The organism is Streptomyces sp. NPDC052016 (genome assembly GCF_044548445.1).
Taxonomy (GTDB): domain Bacteria; phylum Actinomycetota; class Actinomycetes; order Streptomycetales; family Streptomycetaceae; genus Streptomyces.
This window is the reverse complement of the sequence record NZ_JBIUBX010000010.1, coordinates 66,837-81,820: the sequence shown is the minus strand read 5'-3', so window position 1 is coordinate 81,820 and position 14,984 is coordinate 66,837. Positions and strand designations below refer to the sequence as shown.

Sequence of the window (14,984 nt, the reverse complement as noted above, 5' to 3'; positions counted from 1 at the left end):
CGTGCGTCTCATCCTGCGCAACCTGGGGTTCTATCTGCTCGCCTTCTGGGCCTCCATCACCTTGAACTTCGTTCTCCCGCGCTTCATGCCGGGCGACCCGGTCTCCCGGATGTTCGCGCAGGCCCAGGGCACGATGCAGCCCGACCAGATAGACCAGTTGCGAAAACTCTTCGGCCTGGACGACCGCCCCCTGTGGGAGCAGTACGTCGCTTACGTCAAGAGCGTCTTCACCGGCGACCTCGGCATCTCCATCTCCCGCTTCCCGACCCCGGTCTCCGAGGTGATCGGCTCCCAGATCGGCTGGACCCTGCTGCTCGGCGGCGTCGCGCTGGTCATCGCCGCCATCGTGGGCAACCTGCTCGGCATCGTCGCGGCCTGGCGGCGCGGAGGCGTCCTCGACTCCGCCTTCCCGCCCCTGCTGATCTTCGTCGGCTCCTTCCCGTACTTCTGGCTGGCGATGGGGGCGCTGTACCTGTTCGGGGTGAACCTGGGCTGGTTCCCGCTGCGGCACGCCTACGACGCGGGTCTGACTCCCGGCTTCAACGGCGAGTTTCTCTCGAACGTCGCCACCCACTTGGTGCTGCCCGCGCTGACCATCGTGCTGGTCTCCATCGGCGGCTGGATGCTCGGCATGCGCAACACCATGATCGCCACTGCGGCCGAGGACTACATCACGATGGCCGAGGCGAAGGGGCTCCGCCCCTCGCGGATCATGTTCCGCTACGCCGCCCGCAACGCACTGCTGCCCTCCGTCACCAACTTCGGCATGGCGCTCGGCTTCGTCGTCGGCGGCGCACTGCTCACCGAGGTCGTGTTCGCCTACCCGGGCATCGGCTACCAGTTGCTGATGGCCGTCCAGGGGCTGGACTACCCGCTGATGCAGGGCATCTTCCTGACGATCACGGCAGCGGTGCTGCTCGCGAACTTCCTCGTCGACCTCGTCTACGTCCGCCTCGACCCGCGCGTCCGCGTCCGCTGAAGGGGGTTGCCGATATGACCGCCATCGAGATCGCGACGGCCACCACGCCGACAACCCCGGTGCGCGCTTCCCGCCGGCGCGGACTGGCGCGCCAGCTCATCGACAGCAAGAAGGCACTGACCGGGCTGGTGGTGCTCGCTCTCTTCGCGCTGCTCGCACTGCTCGCGCCCGTCCTCGCCCCGGGCGACCCGTCCCTGATCAACTCCACGGGCAGCCAGGCCCCCTCGGGGGCGCACTGGCTCGGTACGACCGCCAAGGGCCAGGACGTCCTCGCCCTCACGCTGTGGGGCGCGCGCAGCTCCCTCTTCGTCGGATTCTCCGTGGGGCTCGTGGCGACCGGGGTCGCCATCCTCGTCGGCCTCGCGTCCGCGTACTTCGGCCGCATCGTGGACGATGCGCTGACCCTGGTCACCAACGTCTTCCTGCTGCTGCCCGGGCTGCCGCTGCTCATCATCCTGGCCGCGTTCCTGCCGCCCGGGACCTCCACCGTGATCCTGGTGCTCGTCGTCACCGGCTGGGCGGGCTCCGCCCGAGTACTGCGCGCGCAGGCCAAGTCGATCCGGGGCAAGGACTTCGTGGCCGCCGCCGTCGTCACCGGGGAACGCCCGCTGCGCATCATGTTCCGCGAGATCCTGCCCAACATGGCGTCCGTGGTGATGACCACGCTGCTCGGCTGCGTGATCTTCGGCATCGGCGCCCAGGCCGGCCTGGAGTTCCTCGGCCTCGGCGACAGCAGCGTCGTCAGCTGGGGCACCAACCTGTACTGGGCCAGCAACGACGGCGCGCTGATGACCGGCACCTGGTGGGCCTTCGTCCCCTCCGGCCTGTGCATCGCCCTCGTCGCCTTCGCGCTCGCGCTCGTCAACTACGCGGTCGACGAGATCACCAACCCGAGGCTGCGCAACCGCCGCGCCCGCCGTGAGAGGAGGGGCTGAGCCTTGAAACCCGTACTTGAGGTGAGCGGCCTGCGTGTCGAATACCGCGGCGACGGACGCACCGTCGTGGGCGCCGACAATGTCTCCTTCTCCATCGGCGCCGGAGAGGTCTTCGGCCTCGCCGGAGAGTCCGGCTGCGGCAAGTCCACCATCGCCAACGCCGTGATGCGGCTGCTGAAGCCACCGGCGGAGATCACCGCGGGCAGCATCCGCTTCCAGGGCGGGGACGTCCTGGCCCTGGAGGCACGGGAGCTGCGTGCCTTCCGGTGGCGGCAGATCGCCATGGTCTTCCAGTCGGCGATGAACTCCCTCAACCCCGTCCTCACCATCGGTGAGCAGATCGTCGACATCTTCACCACCCACGAGCGGATGAAGAAGCGGGCCGCGCGGGAGAAGGCGGGCGAGCTGCTTCAGCTGGTAGGTATCGACCCGGGCCGGCTGAAGGCATACCCGCACCAGCTCTCCGGCGGTATGCGCCAGCGCGTGGTCATCGCCATGGCCGTCGCTCTGCGCCCCCGGCTGCTGATCATGGACGAGCCGACCACCGCGCTCGATGTCGTCGTGCAGCAGGAGATCATGGCGCAGATCCGCGACCTCCAGCGGGAACTCGGCTTCTCCATCCTCTTCATCACCCACGACATGTCCCTGATGGTCGAGCTGTCGGACCGCATGGGCGTGATGTACGGCGGACGGATCGTCGAACTCGCCGACGCCAAGGAGCTGTTCGCCAAGCCGCTGCACCCGTACACGGAGGCGCTGATGAACGCCTTTCCGCCGCTGACGGGCCCGCGCCGCGAACTCACCGGCCTCTTCGACGCCCCGCGCACCGCCGACAGTTGCGGCTTCCACGTCTGCTGCCCCGAGGACCGCTCGGACTGCTCCATGAACATCCCCGACCTGCGGGAGGTCGCGCCCGGCCGCTGGGTGGCCCGCAGTGAGGCCCGCAGTCCGGAAGGAGCCTCCCGATGACCGAACCCCTGCTGTCCGTGCGCGGTCTGACCAAGGACTTCCAGGTCGGCACCGTCTTCTCCCGGCGCCGCGTCCGGGCCGTCAACGACGTGTCCTTCGACCTGCCTGCCGGCCGGATCACTGCCCTGGTCGGCGAGTCCGGCAGCGGTAAGTCCACCATCGCCCGCTGCCTGGCCCGCCTCGAACAGCCCTCCGCCGGGCAGGTGCTGCTGGACGGCGAGGACGTCCTGCGCCGCGAGCGGCGCCGGGCGTCACGGGCGTACCGCCGCAAGGTCCAGATGGTGTTCCAGGACCCCTTCGGCTCGCTCAACCCCGTGCACCGCATCGAGCACTTCCTCACCCGGGCCCTCGTCCTGCACGGCCACGCGGCCACACCCGAGGCGCTGCGGGAGCTGATGGCGACGGTCGGCCTGACCGAGGACATGTTGCAGTCGTACCCGCACGAGCTCTCCGGCGGCCAGCGTCAGCGCGTCGCGATCGCCCGCGCCCTGGCCGTGGAGCCGCGCCTGATCCTGGCCGACGAACCGACGTCCATGCTGGATGTCTCCGTGCGTGTCGGCGTGCTCAACCTGATGCGGCGCCTGCGCGACGAGCGGGACATCGCCATGCTCTACATCACGCACGACCTGGGCTCCGCGCGCTACCTCGCGGACACCACGATGGTCATGTTCGCCGGCGAACTGGTCGAGGGCGGCGATGCCCTGGCGGTGATGGACGCCCCCGCCCACCCCTACACCCGTCTGCTGCTGTCCGCCGTTCCCGACCCGGAGCGGGCCGGGAGCTACGACCCGGTCGAGCGCGCCCGGCTGCGCGAGGAAATCCTCAACCCCACGTCCTGCCCGTACGGCGACGACGGCACGTGCAGCCGCACCGACCCTGTCCGCCACATCGTCGGCGAGGACGACGGACAGCCCCACTGGGTGCGCTGCCATCTGCGTGCACCCGCCTCCGACATCGCCCGCCGCGTCCTCAAGGCCACCGACCGGCCCGACGGCGAGGCCACCGACGACACCGAGAAAGCGGAGACCACCGCCGCATGACCCACGACCTCACCCTCCCCTCCGGCGCTCCCGTCGCCGAGGGGCTGGCCGAGCGCGCCCTGCGCGACCCCCACCGCCCCCGCTTCCACTTCACTTCGCCCGGTGGCTGGCTCAACGACCCCAACGGGCTGTCCCACTGGGACGGCGTCTACCACCTCTTCTACCAGTACAACCCGCTTGCCGCGGCCCACCACCGCATCCACTGGGGCCACGCCACCAGCACCGACCTCGTCCACTGGAGCGACGAGCCGGTCGCCCTCGTCCCCGGCGCCGACGGCCCCGACCGCGACGGCTGCTGGTCCGGCGTGCTCGTCGACGACGGCGGCGTACCCACACTCGTCTACTCCGGTCGGCACGGGGAGCGTGAACTGCCGTGTGTGGCACGGGGATCGGCGGACCTGAGGTACTGGACGAAGGACCAGGCCAACCCGGTCATCACCGCCCCGCCCCAGGGCGTCGACATCACCGCATTCCGCGACCACTGTGTCTGGCGGGAGGGCTCCGGTGAAGACGCGGTGTGGCGGCAGCTGGTGGGCTCGGGCATCCGGGGCGTCGGCGGAACGGCCTTCCTGTACGAGTCGGACGACCTGCGCACCTGGCGGTACGTCGGCCCGCTGCTGACCGGCGACGCCTCGCAGAACCGGGGCGAGCTCGACTGGACCGGCACGATGTGGGAGTGCGTCGACCTCTTCCGGCTCGGCAAGGACGAGGAGGCTGACAGCACCGATGTGCTGGTCTTCTCCGCCTGGGACGAGGGCACCACCCACCACCCCCTGTACTGGACCGGCCGCTACAGCGGCGACACCTTCACCCCGACCGCTCTGCACCGCCTCGACTACGGCGGCCGCTACTTCTACGCGCCCCAGTCCACCTGCGACGAGCACGGCCGCCGCATCATGTTCGGCTGGCTCCAGGAAGGCCGCACGGACGAGGCGAACGCGCAGGCCGGCTGGTGCGGCGTGATGTCCCTGCCGAGGGTCGTCACGCTGGGCGCCGACGGCAGCCTGCACCAGGCCCCGGCGCCTGAACTGACCCTGCTGCGGCGGGAGCGCGTAGAGGTGGCGCCGGGCCCGCTCACCGGCCCGTACACCCGGCTGCACCCGGTGCGAGGCGACCAACTCGACATCGAGACCACCCTGCGCCTTGCCCCCGGAGCGACCGCCCGGCTCGTGGTCCGCGAGACACCGGACGGCGCGGAGCGCACGGTCGTGGAGGTGAGCAGGACACACGACGGCGCGGGCGGCACCCTCCGCCTGCACCGCGAGGCCAGCAGCCTCGACCCGACGGTCGACGCCGAACCCCGGTACGGCGAGCTTCCGTTGGACGACGACGGCCTTCTGGACCTGCGTGTCCTCGTCGACCACTCCGCACTGGAGATCTTCGCGAACGGGCGGCCCCTGACCGCCCGCATCTACCCCACCCGCCCCGACGAAGCCGTAGGCGTCGGCATCGGTGCCGACGGCGACGTGACCCTGGAGCGGTTCGACGCCTGGCAGATGACGTCGGCCTTCGCAGAAGGGCCCCGGCCGCTGTGGCCGTGACGGCCTTACCCACGACCACGGCCCGGGGGGTGGACGTCCCCCCGGGCCGTGGCCCACCCTTCCCAGCTCTCCCTCAGGAGCCGCCATGAGCGTGTCCCGCCGTACCCTCCTGCTCGCAGGAGGCACCGCCGCCACCCTGCTGCCCCTCGGAGGCATCCTCCCCGCAGCCCAGGCCGCCACCCCGAGCGCCGCCGGAACAGCCCCCGCCCCCACCCCGATTCCGGACCCCCTCCCCGTGACCGGTACCTGGACCCGTACCGCCGACGGCGGCCAGAAGGCGACCGCCGACCGCCACGACCCCGCCCTCGCCCTGTCCGAGCAGCAACTCGCGGCCAAGGGCACGTACGCGGCCCGCATGACACCCCAATCCACCTCGTCCGTGGGCGCGTTGGTGTTCCGGGCCGCCCTGGACGGAACGACCGGATACGCGGCCGCCCTCGACCCCGGCCGCGACCGCATCCGGCTCTACGACCTGGCGAGCGGGGACACGATCGCCACGGCGTCACTGCCGGGCGCCCGCACAGGCAAGTCCTACGACCTGGAAGTGGCCGTGGACGGCGCGGAGTTGACGGTGTACGTCGACGGCAAGCGACTCCTGCGCACCGAGGACCACCGCCACGACTCCGGCTCGGTGGGCCTGCTCGCCCAGGGCGGCACCGTCACCTTCGGCCAGCCCTCCCTCTCCGCGATCACCACCAACCTCACCGGCTGGACCACGGCAGGCGGCACCTGGACGGCGACACCGCTCGGCTGGCGCGCGACCCCGTCCCAGGGAGCCACCGCCCGCGCCATCACCACGACCCAGGCGTACGACACCGCGCTCCAGGCCGACCTCATGCTCCACGACGCATCAGCCGTCGCCACCCTTCTCGTGCGCGCCAACGCCACGGCCACCCGCGGCTACGGCGTCCAGGTCGACCCCGCACAGGGTCGGCTGAGGCTGCTGCGCCTCGACGGGAACGTCACCCTCGGCACGTACGACACCACCATCAAGGCAGGTGCCGTCTACCGGCTGCGCATCGAGGCCGAGGGCAACGACCTGCGGGTCCACTGGCAGACGAACTTCCTCTCACCCGACGGCTACGCCCCCGCCATCACCGCCCGGGACTCCACCCACGCGTCGGGCCGGCTCGGCGTCCTGGTGTCCGGCGGCGCGGCCTCCTTCGACAGCCTCGCCGCCCCCGACCTCGTCTCGGACGTCCAGGGATGGACGGCGAGATCCGGCACCTGGACCCCCGACCTGCGCGGCATCCGAGGCGAAGGCGGCCTGCGCACCGCCCCCTTCACGAACGGCGACCTGGTGGTACGGGCCGACATCACCCCGGGCGGCACGTCGGCCTCCGCCGGCCTCGTCCTGCGCGCGTCCGCGAACGGCTCCGGCGGCTACGAGGCACGCCTCGACACCACCCGCAGCACCGTCAGCCTGATCGACCGCACCTCCGGCGCAAACCTCACCACGGTCGCCGCACCGGTCCGCCGCCTCACCGCCGGACGCACCTACCGAGTGGAGGCACACGCGACGGGGAGGACCGTCGAGGTGTACGTGGACGGCGTACGGGTGCTCAAGACCCGCGTGCCCCGCACCACGAGCGGCGCGGTCGGCATCAGGGCCGCGCACGGCACGTCGTACTTCCAGAACGTGCAGGCCAAAAGCACGGCCGACTACTTCACCGAGCCCTACCGCCCCACGTACCACTACTCCCAACTCACCGGCCGTACCAGCGACCCCTGCGGCCTGCTGTACCACGACGGCGAGTACCACCTCTTCCACCAGGACGAGGGCCGCTGGGCGCACGCGGTCAGCACCGACGTGATCCACTGGCAGCCCCTGCCCATCGCCCTCCCCTGGAACGAGTACGGCCACTGCTGGACCGGCTGCGCGGTCGTCGACACCGACGACACCTCCGGTCTCTTCGACGGCAGGCCGGGCATGATCGCCTACTACACCAGCTACCACCCGGACAAGCCGGGCGGCAACGCGAGCGTGCGCATCGCGTACAGCAAGGACAAGGGCCGCTCCTGGCACTGGCATGAGAGCTCCGAACCCGCCGTACAGAACCCCGGAGGCCCGGACGCCGGCTGGACCTTCCGTGACCCCAAGGTCATCCGTGACGAGGCCCACGACCAGTGGCTGATGGTGGTCTCCGGCGGCGACCACATCCGCTTCTTCACCTCCACCGACCTCCTCACCTGGACCCACGTCAGCTCCTTCGGCTACGGCGACTGGGCCACGCCGGGCGTCTGGGAGTGCCCCGACTTCTTCCCGCTCCCGGTCGACGGCGACAAGGACAAGGTGAAGTGGGTCCTCACCCTGAGCACGGGTGCCGTACGCGCCACGAACGGCTCGGCCGCCCAGTACTTCACCGGTGACTGGAACGGCGCGTCCTTCGCCCCCGACCAGAAGGCCGGCACCGTCCTGCGCGCCGACTCCGGCCGCGACTACTACGCCGCGATGTCCTTCTACGGCCTGCCCGACGACCGCCGCGTCTGGCTCGGCTGGATGAGCAACTGGGACTACCCGTTCAGCGCACCGACCGGCGCCTGGAACGGCCAGCTGAGCATCCCCCGCGAACTGACCCTCACGGACACCGCTGACGGCGTGCGCCTGGTGCAGCGCACGGTCCAGGAATTGACGGCTCTGCGCACGTCCGCGACGACCCGCAAGGACCTCTCCGTGACCCCCGGCTCAGCGAACCCGCTCGCGGGCGTCAGGAGCATCGCCTATGAGGTCGAGGCTGAGATCACCCTCGGCACCGCCACGGAGATCGGCTTCCGGCTCCGCGCGGACGACCACCAGCACACGACCGTCGGATACGACGCCGAGGCGAACCAGCTCTTCGTGGACCGGTCGGCATCGGGACTGAGCGACTTCACGCAGTACTTCTCGGGCCGTACGACCGCGCCGATGAAGGCGACCGACGGACGCGTGACCCTGCGCGTGTACGTGGACTCGTCGTCGGTCGAGGCATTCGGTGCGGACGGACAGGCAGCCGTGACAAGCCTGATCTTCCCAGCCCCGGAGGCTGACGGCATGGCCTTCTACGCCAAGGGGGGCACCGCCCACATCGAGTCACTCAAGGTGCACCAGCTGGACAGCACCTACCGCCTGGTGGACCGGGTAAAGCCACCGGTAGCTGCCCCGACCGGCGGTGAATTCCGCTCTGACCTCGGCAAGCTGACCATCACGCCAGCCGGCCACTGGTCGACGGACGGCGCAGGCCACGCCGGAACCTTCGACAAGGACTCCAACGCCATGTCCGCACGGACGCTGACGGACGTCGACTTCACCACCCTGGTCCGCCTCGGCAGCCCCGACCCGGACACCGGCGGCGCCCTCTCCCTCCTCTGGCGCGCCTCCTCCGACGGCACCGACGCCTACTGCCTCAACATCGACCCCGACCTACGCGTGATCCGCCTGGTCGCCAAGACCGACGGCTACTTCGACGACGCCAAAGCCCTCGCCCGCGTCCCGGCCCTAGTCCGCCGCGGCACGACCTACCCCGTCCGCGTCCTCACCGAGGGCAACCGCATCCAGGTGTTCCTCAACGGCACCCGGATCATCGACGTAACAGACACGACGTATGCGAGCGGCCACATCGGCCTCAACGTGTTCGGAGGGAGAGCGGCATACCAGGACACGTACGCCAAGGAACTGTGACCCCCGGTCAGGCCGACCGGCAACTGTAACCGCGGAGGCTCCGCCCTCGAGTATTCGAGGGCGGAGCCTCTGCAAGCTGGAGCGGCAATCTTCGCGGTCCAAGCACAACCACGATCGAGCGGAACCCATCGTCCATGTCCGCGACTGATGTCCGGATACCCTCGGGTTCCCGGTCACAGCCCTCCGGGAATCCACGAACCCGTCGCTTTCGCTCCAGTCGGAGTGCGAGTAGTAGAGGCCGACCTTGAGGCCCTGCTCGCGCAGGGCGTCGGCGTAGCCGGACAGGAGGTCGCGGCCCACGTCGAGGTCGCCGTACGCGGTGTCCCACAGGGCGACGCCGTCGTGGTGGCGGCTGGTCAGGACGGCGTACCTGGCGCCCGCGCGGGCGAACAGCGCGGCCCACTCGCGGGGGTCGTAACGGGCGCCCGTGAAGCGTTCGAGCTGGGACATGTACCGGTCGTGGGGGACGATGCCGTCGTAGAACGACCAGGACTCCGGGACGCCGTCGACGGCGTAGATGCCCCAGTGGACGAAGATGCCCAACTTGGCGTCGGTGAACCAGGGTTGCATCGCCATGGGTCAGTGAGCCTCCGCCCGCCTCAGGCGGAGCGTCAGGACCTGGAACGGCCGCAGCGTGACCGGGACTGCGCCGCTGCCGTCGGTGCCGGCGTCCTCGAGCGGCCGTTCGAGCAGGTCGGTCACCTGGGCGCCGGCGAGCGGGAACCCGGTGCGCAGCACGCCCCGGGCGCGGCCGCCGCGGCACTCGTACAACCGCACCACCACGTCACCGGACTCGTCGTCGGCGAGCTTCACCGCCTCCACGGTGACGCCCTCGCCGTCCACGGAGACGACCGGCGCGGGCGCGCCCGCCGCGTCCGCCACGCGCAGCGGGAGGTTGAGGGAGTAGCCCTCGGCGACCGCATCCTCGATGCTCGCGCCGGGCAGGAGGGCGTAGGTGAAGCGGTGCCTGCCCTGGTCGGCCTCCGGGTCGGGGATGCGCGGGGCGCGGACCAGGCTGAGGCGGACCGTGGTCGTGGTGCCGCCGTCCTCGCGGACCGTGCGGGAGACGTCGTGGCCGTACGTCGAGTCGTTGAGGACGGCGACGCCGTAGCCGGGTTCGCCGATGTGCACCCAGCGGTGGCCGGAGACCTCGAAGCGGGCCGCCTCCCAGCTGGTGTTGGTGTGGGTGGGACGCTGGACGTGGCCGAACTGGATCTCGGCGGAGGAGTGCGGGGCCCGGATGTCCACCGGGAAGGCCGCCTTGAGGATCTTCTCCGTCTCGTGCCAGTCGATGTCGGTCTCGATGTCGACGCGGGGGCTGCCGGCGCGCAGAGTGATCGTCTGGGTGATCGTGGAGCCCTTGCCGAAGGAGCGCGTGACGCGGATCGCGCCGACGAGGGGGTTCTGCTCGACGACGGTCACCGCGTCCGCTTGCAGCAGGTCCGTGTAGCGGTTCTTGTAGTGCTTGTCGATGTCCCAGGCGTCCCAGTGGTTCGGGAGGTCGGTGTGCAGGCGGAGGAGGTTGCCGGGGTCGGCGAGGACCTCGCGGTTCGCCCGAAGATCGTATACAGAGGACAGTGTCCCGTCGTCGGCCACCTGTACTCGCACCAGACCGTTGTCGAGGACCCGGCCGCTGACCGTGACCGGCTGCGGCGGCTCGGCGTCGGTGAGGGGCGCGCTGCCGTTCGCGGGCACCTCCACGTACGCCGGTGCGCCCTCGGCCGTGCGGACCACCTCGGCGCGGTCGTACGGGCTCGTGTTGAACACGCGCGGTCCGTCACCGCCCAGCGCCGTGACCGCCTCGGCCGTCAGCGTCTCCAGCTCCCGGGCGACGCGCGCGTACTCGGCCTCCGCCTCCCGGTGCACCCAGGCGATCGACGACCCCGGCAGGATGTCGTGGAACTGGTGGAGCAGCACCGTCTTCCACAGGCGGTCCAGCTTCTCGTACGGGTACGTGTAGCCCGGCGCGTGCAGGGCGGCCGTCGTCGCCCACAACTCGGCCTCGCGGAGGCGGTGTTCGCTGCGCCGGTTGCCCTGCTTGGTGCGCGCCTGGGAGGTGTACGTGGCGCGGTGGAGCTCCAGGTAGAGCTCGCCGTTCCACACCGGGGCGTCCGGGTACTCCTCGCGGGCCTTGGCGAAGAAGTCGTCGGGGTGTTCGACGACGACCCTGGGCGAGCCCTCCAGGTCGGCGAGCCGGCGCGCGCGTTCCATGATCTCGCGGGTGGGGCCTCCGCCGCCGTCGCCCCAGCCGAAGGGGGCGAGGGAGCGCGTACCGGCGCCCTTCTCCGCGTAGTTGCGCACCGCGCGGTCCATCTCCTCGCCGCTGAAGCGGGCGTTGTAGGTGTCGATCGGGGGGAAGTGGGTGAAGATGCGGGTGCCGTCGATGCCCTCCCACCAGAAGGTGTGGTGGGGGAACCTGTTGGTCTGGTTCCAGGAGATCTTCTGGGTGAGGAACCACTCGTTGCCGGCGAGCTTGGCGAGCTGCGGGTAGGCGGCGGTGTAGCCGAAGGAGTCGGGCAGCCAGACGCCCTTGGTCTCGATGCCGAAGTGCTCGATGAAGAACCGCTTGCCGTGGATCAGCTGGCGGGCCATGGCCTCGCCGCCGGGCAGGTTGCCGTCGGCCTCGACCCACATGCCGCCGACCGGCGCCCACTGGCCCTTCTTCACCGACTCCTGGATGCGCGCCCACACGTGCGGGTAGTGGTCGCGCACCCACTCGTACTGCTGGGCCTGGGAGCAGGCGAAGATGAAGTCGTCGTACTCGTCGGCGAGCGAGGTGACGTTGGAGAAGGTGCGGGAGGTCTTGCGCCGGGTCTCGCGGATGGGCCACAGCCAGGCGGAGTCGATGTGGGCGTGACCGACGCCGGAGATGGTGTGGGCGCTGGCGTGCGCGGGCCGGGCGAGGACGGAGGCGAGCACCTCACGGACGGCGGAGGCGCTGCCGGAGACGTCGTCCAGGTCGAGGGCGTCCATGGCCCGGTCGAGGGCGTGCAGGATCTCGTGGCGGCGCGGTTCGTGCTCGCCGAGGTGGACCATGAGCTCGCGCAGGACCTGGAGGTCGAGGTCGAGGTGCCACACCTCCTCGTCGAGGACGGCGATGTCGGCGCGGCGGAATGTATACAGTGGGCGGTCGCCTGCCGTCAGTACATCGCCCAGCGGTGTCGGTGCCGCGAAGTCGTCGGCCAGGATGTCGGGGTTGGAGGCCGCCTCGACCAGGTAGTCGATCTGTTCCCCGCCGGTCGCCGGGTTGGCGATCGGCACGTACTGGTTGAGCGGGTTGACCGCCTTCAGCGGCCGGCCGTCGGGAAGGTGGACCAGCGCCTCCGCCTGGTTGCCCGGCCAGTCGCCCACGAAGCCGAGGTCGATGACCGCCTCGACCCGCTTCCCGGTCCAGTCGGCGGGCACCTGCCCCCGCATCCGGAACCAGGTGGTGCCCCAGGGCGGGCCCCACGGGGTTCCCATGGCGAACGGCTCGTACCGTGCGGCAGCGGCCTCCTCGAAGGAGACCGGCTCCCCCGGTGCCTGCCACGCTTCGACCTCGAAGGGGACGGTGGCCGCGTAGATCGCGGGCTTGATGCGCTGGGTGTGGGCGCGTTCGACGCGCTCCTCGATCCGGCGGCGTTCGTCGTGCATGGGGTCTCCAGGGGAGGAAGCGGAGGGAAAGCGCTTACTTAAGGTAGTGCAGGCCGGGATGCACGGCGGTGTAGCCCTCGACGAGCCGCCGGGCCACGTTCACCGAGTCGACCAGCGGATGCAGCGCGAAGGCCTTCACCGCCGCGGCGCGGGAGCCGGACGCGGCGGCGGCCAGCACCTCCCGCTCGACCGCCTTCACCGAGCAGACCAGGCCGGTGGCGTGGCCGGGCAGCGGGGCCACGGCCACCGGGTGCGCGCCGTTGGCGTCGACCAGGCAGGGGACCTCGATGACGGCCTCGGAGTCCAGCACCGAGAGGGTGCCCTTGTTGCGGACGTTGAGGATCAGGGTGGTGCGTTCGTCGCGGGCGATGGCCCGCATCAGGGCGAGGGCCACCTTCTCGTAGCCGCCGGAGAGGTCGTCGGCGTGGCGTTCCCCCGCGCCGGCCGTCTCCCGGTTCTCGGCCATGTAGGTGGCCTCGCGCTCGGCACGGGTGCGGTCCCAGGCGGTCAGGGCCGCCGCGTCGGGGTCGCGCATCTCCTCGTAGAAGTGGGCCTGCTGCTCCCGCAGGAAGGCGCCGCGGGTCTTCTCGGCGTCCCGGTAGGCGCGGACGGCCTCGCGGTTGAAGTAGTAGTAGTGCAGGTACTCGTTGGGGATCGCGCCGAGCGACTGCAGCCAGTCGGCGCCGAAGAGCTTGCCCTCCTCGAAGGAGCCGAGCAGGTTGGGGTCGGCGAGCAGGCGCGGGAGTTCGTCGCGGCCGGCCACGCGCAGGCCGCGCACCCAGCCGAGGTGGTTCAGGCCGACGTAGTCGACGAAGGCGTCGTGCGGACTGACGCCGAGCACGCGGGCGATACGGCGGCCGAGGCCGACCGGGGAGTCGCAGATGCCGATGACGCGGTCGCCGAGGTGCCGGGACATGGCCTCGGTGACGAGGCCGGCCGGGTTGGTGAAGTTGATGACCCAGGCGTCCGGGGCGAGACGGGCGGCGCGGCGGGCGATGTCGACGGCGACGGGAACCGTCCGCAGACCGTAGGCGATGCCTCCCGCGCCGACGGTCTCCTGGCCGAGGACGCCCTCGTCGAGGGCCACCCGCTCGTCGTTCGCCCTGCCCTCCAGGCCGCCTACGCGGATGGCGGAGAAGACGAAGTCGGCGCCGCGCAGCGCCTCGTCGAGGTCGGTCGTGGTCGTCACGAGGGGAGCGTCGGAGACGCCGGCCGCCTGTTCAGCCAGTACACGGGCGACCGCATACAGTCGGCCGGCGTCCAGATCGTGCAGCACGACCTCGGTCACCCGCCCCTCCCCCCGGTCCCCGAGGAGCGCCCCGTACACCAGCGGCACCCGGAACCCGCCGCCGCCCAGAATCGTCAGTCTCACGCTTGCACCTCTCCTGCCATGACCACTTCGACGCCCGCCTCCTCCAGGGAGGACCGGGTCGCCGCGTCCACCGGCGCGTCGGTCACCACCACGTCCAGGTCCTCGGGACCGCAGACCCTCGCCATGCCCGTACCCGGGAACTTCGCCGCGTCCGCGAGCAGGACGACCTTGTCGCTCGCCTTGATCATGGCGCGTTTGACCGGCACCTCGACGACCGTCGTGTCCATCACCTGCCCGCCCGGCCGCACCCCGCTGGTGCCGAGGAAGAGCCAGTCGGCGTGCAGTTGGCGCAGGTTGTCCTCGGTGAGGAAGCCGACCAGGGAGCGGTACTCGCGGCGGACCATGCCGCCGAGCAGCACCAGTTCGACGCCCTCGTCGTCGGCGAGTTCCTCGTAGACCACGAGGTTGCTGGTGATCACGGTGAGGCGGCGGCCGTGCAGCCTGCGGGCGAGCCGGTAGGCGGTGGTGCCGATGTCGAGCAGCACCGACTGGCCGTCCTCGATCATCGCCGCCGCGCGCGCGGCTATGGCGTCCTTCTGCCCGACGCGGACCTCGGCGACCTCGGCGAAGGGCTGGTCGCCCTCCTCGACGACGGCGCCGCCGTGGACACGGGTGAGCAGGCCCTCCTCCTCGAGTTTGACCAGGTCACGCCGGATCGTGGCGGGGCTGACGCCCAGTTGCTCCGAGAGGTCGGTCACGGCCGCGGGGCCACCGGAGCGCAGGGCGCGCAGGATGAGTTGGTGTCGTCGTTCTGCCAGCACGCCATGAACACTACTCGTCATCTTCAATCAGAGCCATGCTCATTTCTGCTCGGGTATTGACCAATCTCCGTGAGGGGCGCACGATTCCGGTCACCG

General features: G+C 70.7%; 9 protein-coding genes and 1 pseudogene. 6 read left to right on the top strand and 4 right to left on the bottom strand.

The window, feature by feature from the left end; all coding sequences use genetic code 11:
* Position 1: 1 nt before the first annotated feature.
* The 6 genes from ACIHAR_RS14535 to ACIHAR_RS14510 all read left to right on the top strand — a co-directional run bounded on the left by ACIHAR_RS14535 (position 2) and on the right by ACIHAR_RS14510 (position 9,122).
* The gene (locus ACIHAR_RS14535; RefSeq protein ID WP_400019509.1) at positions 2-979 is read left to right on the top strand and encodes an ABC transporter permease; all 978 of its coding nucleotides are present in this window, start codon (positions 2-4) and stop codon (positions 977-979) included.
* Between the two features lie 14 nt (positions 980-993).
* On the top strand, positions 994-1,914 hold the full coding sequence (locus tag ACIHAR_RS14530; RefSeq protein WP_400019507.1) for an ABC transporter permease: 921 nt from the start codon (positions 994-996) through the stop codon (positions 1,912-1,914).
* 3 nt (positions 1,915-1,917) lie between these two features.
* On the top strand, positions 1,918-2,883 hold the full coding sequence (locus ACIHAR_RS14525; protein ID WP_400019505.1) for an ABC transporter ATP-binding protein: 966 nt from the start codon (positions 1,918-1,920) through the stop codon (positions 2,881-2,883).
* A complete protein-coding gene (locus tag ACIHAR_RS14520; RefSeq protein ID WP_400019503.1) occupies positions 2,880-3,923 on the top strand; it encodes an ATP-binding cassette domain-containing protein in 1,044 nt (347 codons plus the stop codon). Before ACIHAR_RS14525 ends, ACIHAR_RS14520 begins: the two co-directional genes overlap by 4 nt.
* The gene (locus tag ACIHAR_RS14515; protein WP_400019501.1) at positions 3,920-5,464 is read left to right on the top strand and encodes a glycoside hydrolase family 32 protein; all 1,545 of its coding nucleotides are present in this window, start codon (positions 3,920-3,922) and stop codon (positions 5,462-5,464) included. Before ACIHAR_RS14520 ends, ACIHAR_RS14515 begins: the two co-directional genes overlap by 4 nt.
* A gap of 85 nt (positions 5,465-5,549) precedes the next feature.
* The gene (locus ACIHAR_RS14510; protein ID WP_400019499.1) at positions 5,550-9,122 is read left to right on the top strand and encodes a GH32 C-terminal domain-containing protein; all 3,573 of its coding nucleotides are present in this window, start codon (positions 5,550-5,552) and stop codon (positions 9,120-9,122) included.
* A gap of 201 nt (positions 9,123-9,323) precedes the next feature.
* Here the strand turns inward: ACIHAR_RS14510 and ACIHAR_RS14505 are convergent.
* The 4 genes and pseudogenes from ACIHAR_RS14505 to ACIHAR_RS14490 all read right to left on the bottom strand — a co-directional run.
* A pseudogene (locus ACIHAR_RS14505) lies at positions 9,324-9,698 on the bottom strand (alpha-L-fucosidase); the annotation flags it as partial.
* A gap of 3 nt (positions 9,699-9,701) precedes the next feature.
* Positions 9,702-12,755 carry a glycoside hydrolase family 38 C-terminal domain-containing protein gene (locus ACIHAR_RS14500; protein WP_365458135.1) on the bottom strand — a complete coding sequence of 1,018 codons (3,054 nt, stop codon included), beginning with the start codon at positions 12,753-12,755 and terminating at the stop codon, positions 9,702-9,704.
* A gap of 34 nt (positions 12,756-12,789) precedes the next feature.
* Positions 12,790-14,127 carry a 6-phospho-beta-glucosidase gene (locus ACIHAR_RS14495; protein ID WP_365458132.1) on the bottom strand — a complete coding sequence of 446 codons (1,338 nt, stop codon included), beginning with the start codon at positions 14,125-14,127 and terminating at the stop codon, positions 12,790-12,792.
* Positions 14,124-14,888, bottom strand: coding sequence for a DeoR/GlpR family DNA-binding transcription regulator (locus ACIHAR_RS14490; protein WP_365458129.1), 765 nt, complete (start codon positions 14,886-14,888; stop codon positions 14,124-14,126). The genes ACIHAR_RS14495 and ACIHAR_RS14490 overlap by 4 nt, the downstream gene beginning before the upstream one ends.
* Positions 14,889-14,984 lie beyond the last annotated feature (96 nt).

Excerpts from the sequence above, each read along its gene's own strand:
- ACIHAR_RS14510 (WP_400019499.1), top strand. The coding sequence starts at position 5,550 with ATGAGCGTGTCCCGCCGTACCCTCCTGCTCGCAGGAGGCACCGCCGCC.
- ACIHAR_RS14530 (WP_400019507.1), top strand. The coding sequence starts at position 994 with ATGACCGCCATCGAGATCGCGACGGCCACCACGCCGACAACCCCGGTG.
- ACIHAR_RS14500 (WP_365458135.1), bottom strand. The coding sequence starts at position 12,755 with ATGCACGACGAACGCCGCCGGATCGAGGAGCGCGTCGAACGCGCCCAC.
- ACIHAR_RS14520 (WP_400019503.1), top strand. The coding sequence starts at position 2,880 with ATGACCGAACCCCTGCTGTCCGTGCGCGGTCTGACCAAGGACTTCCAG.
- ACIHAR_RS14515 (WP_400019501.1), top strand. The coding sequence starts at position 3,920 with ATGACCCACGACCTCACCCTCCCCTCCGGCGCTCCCGTCGCCGAGGGG.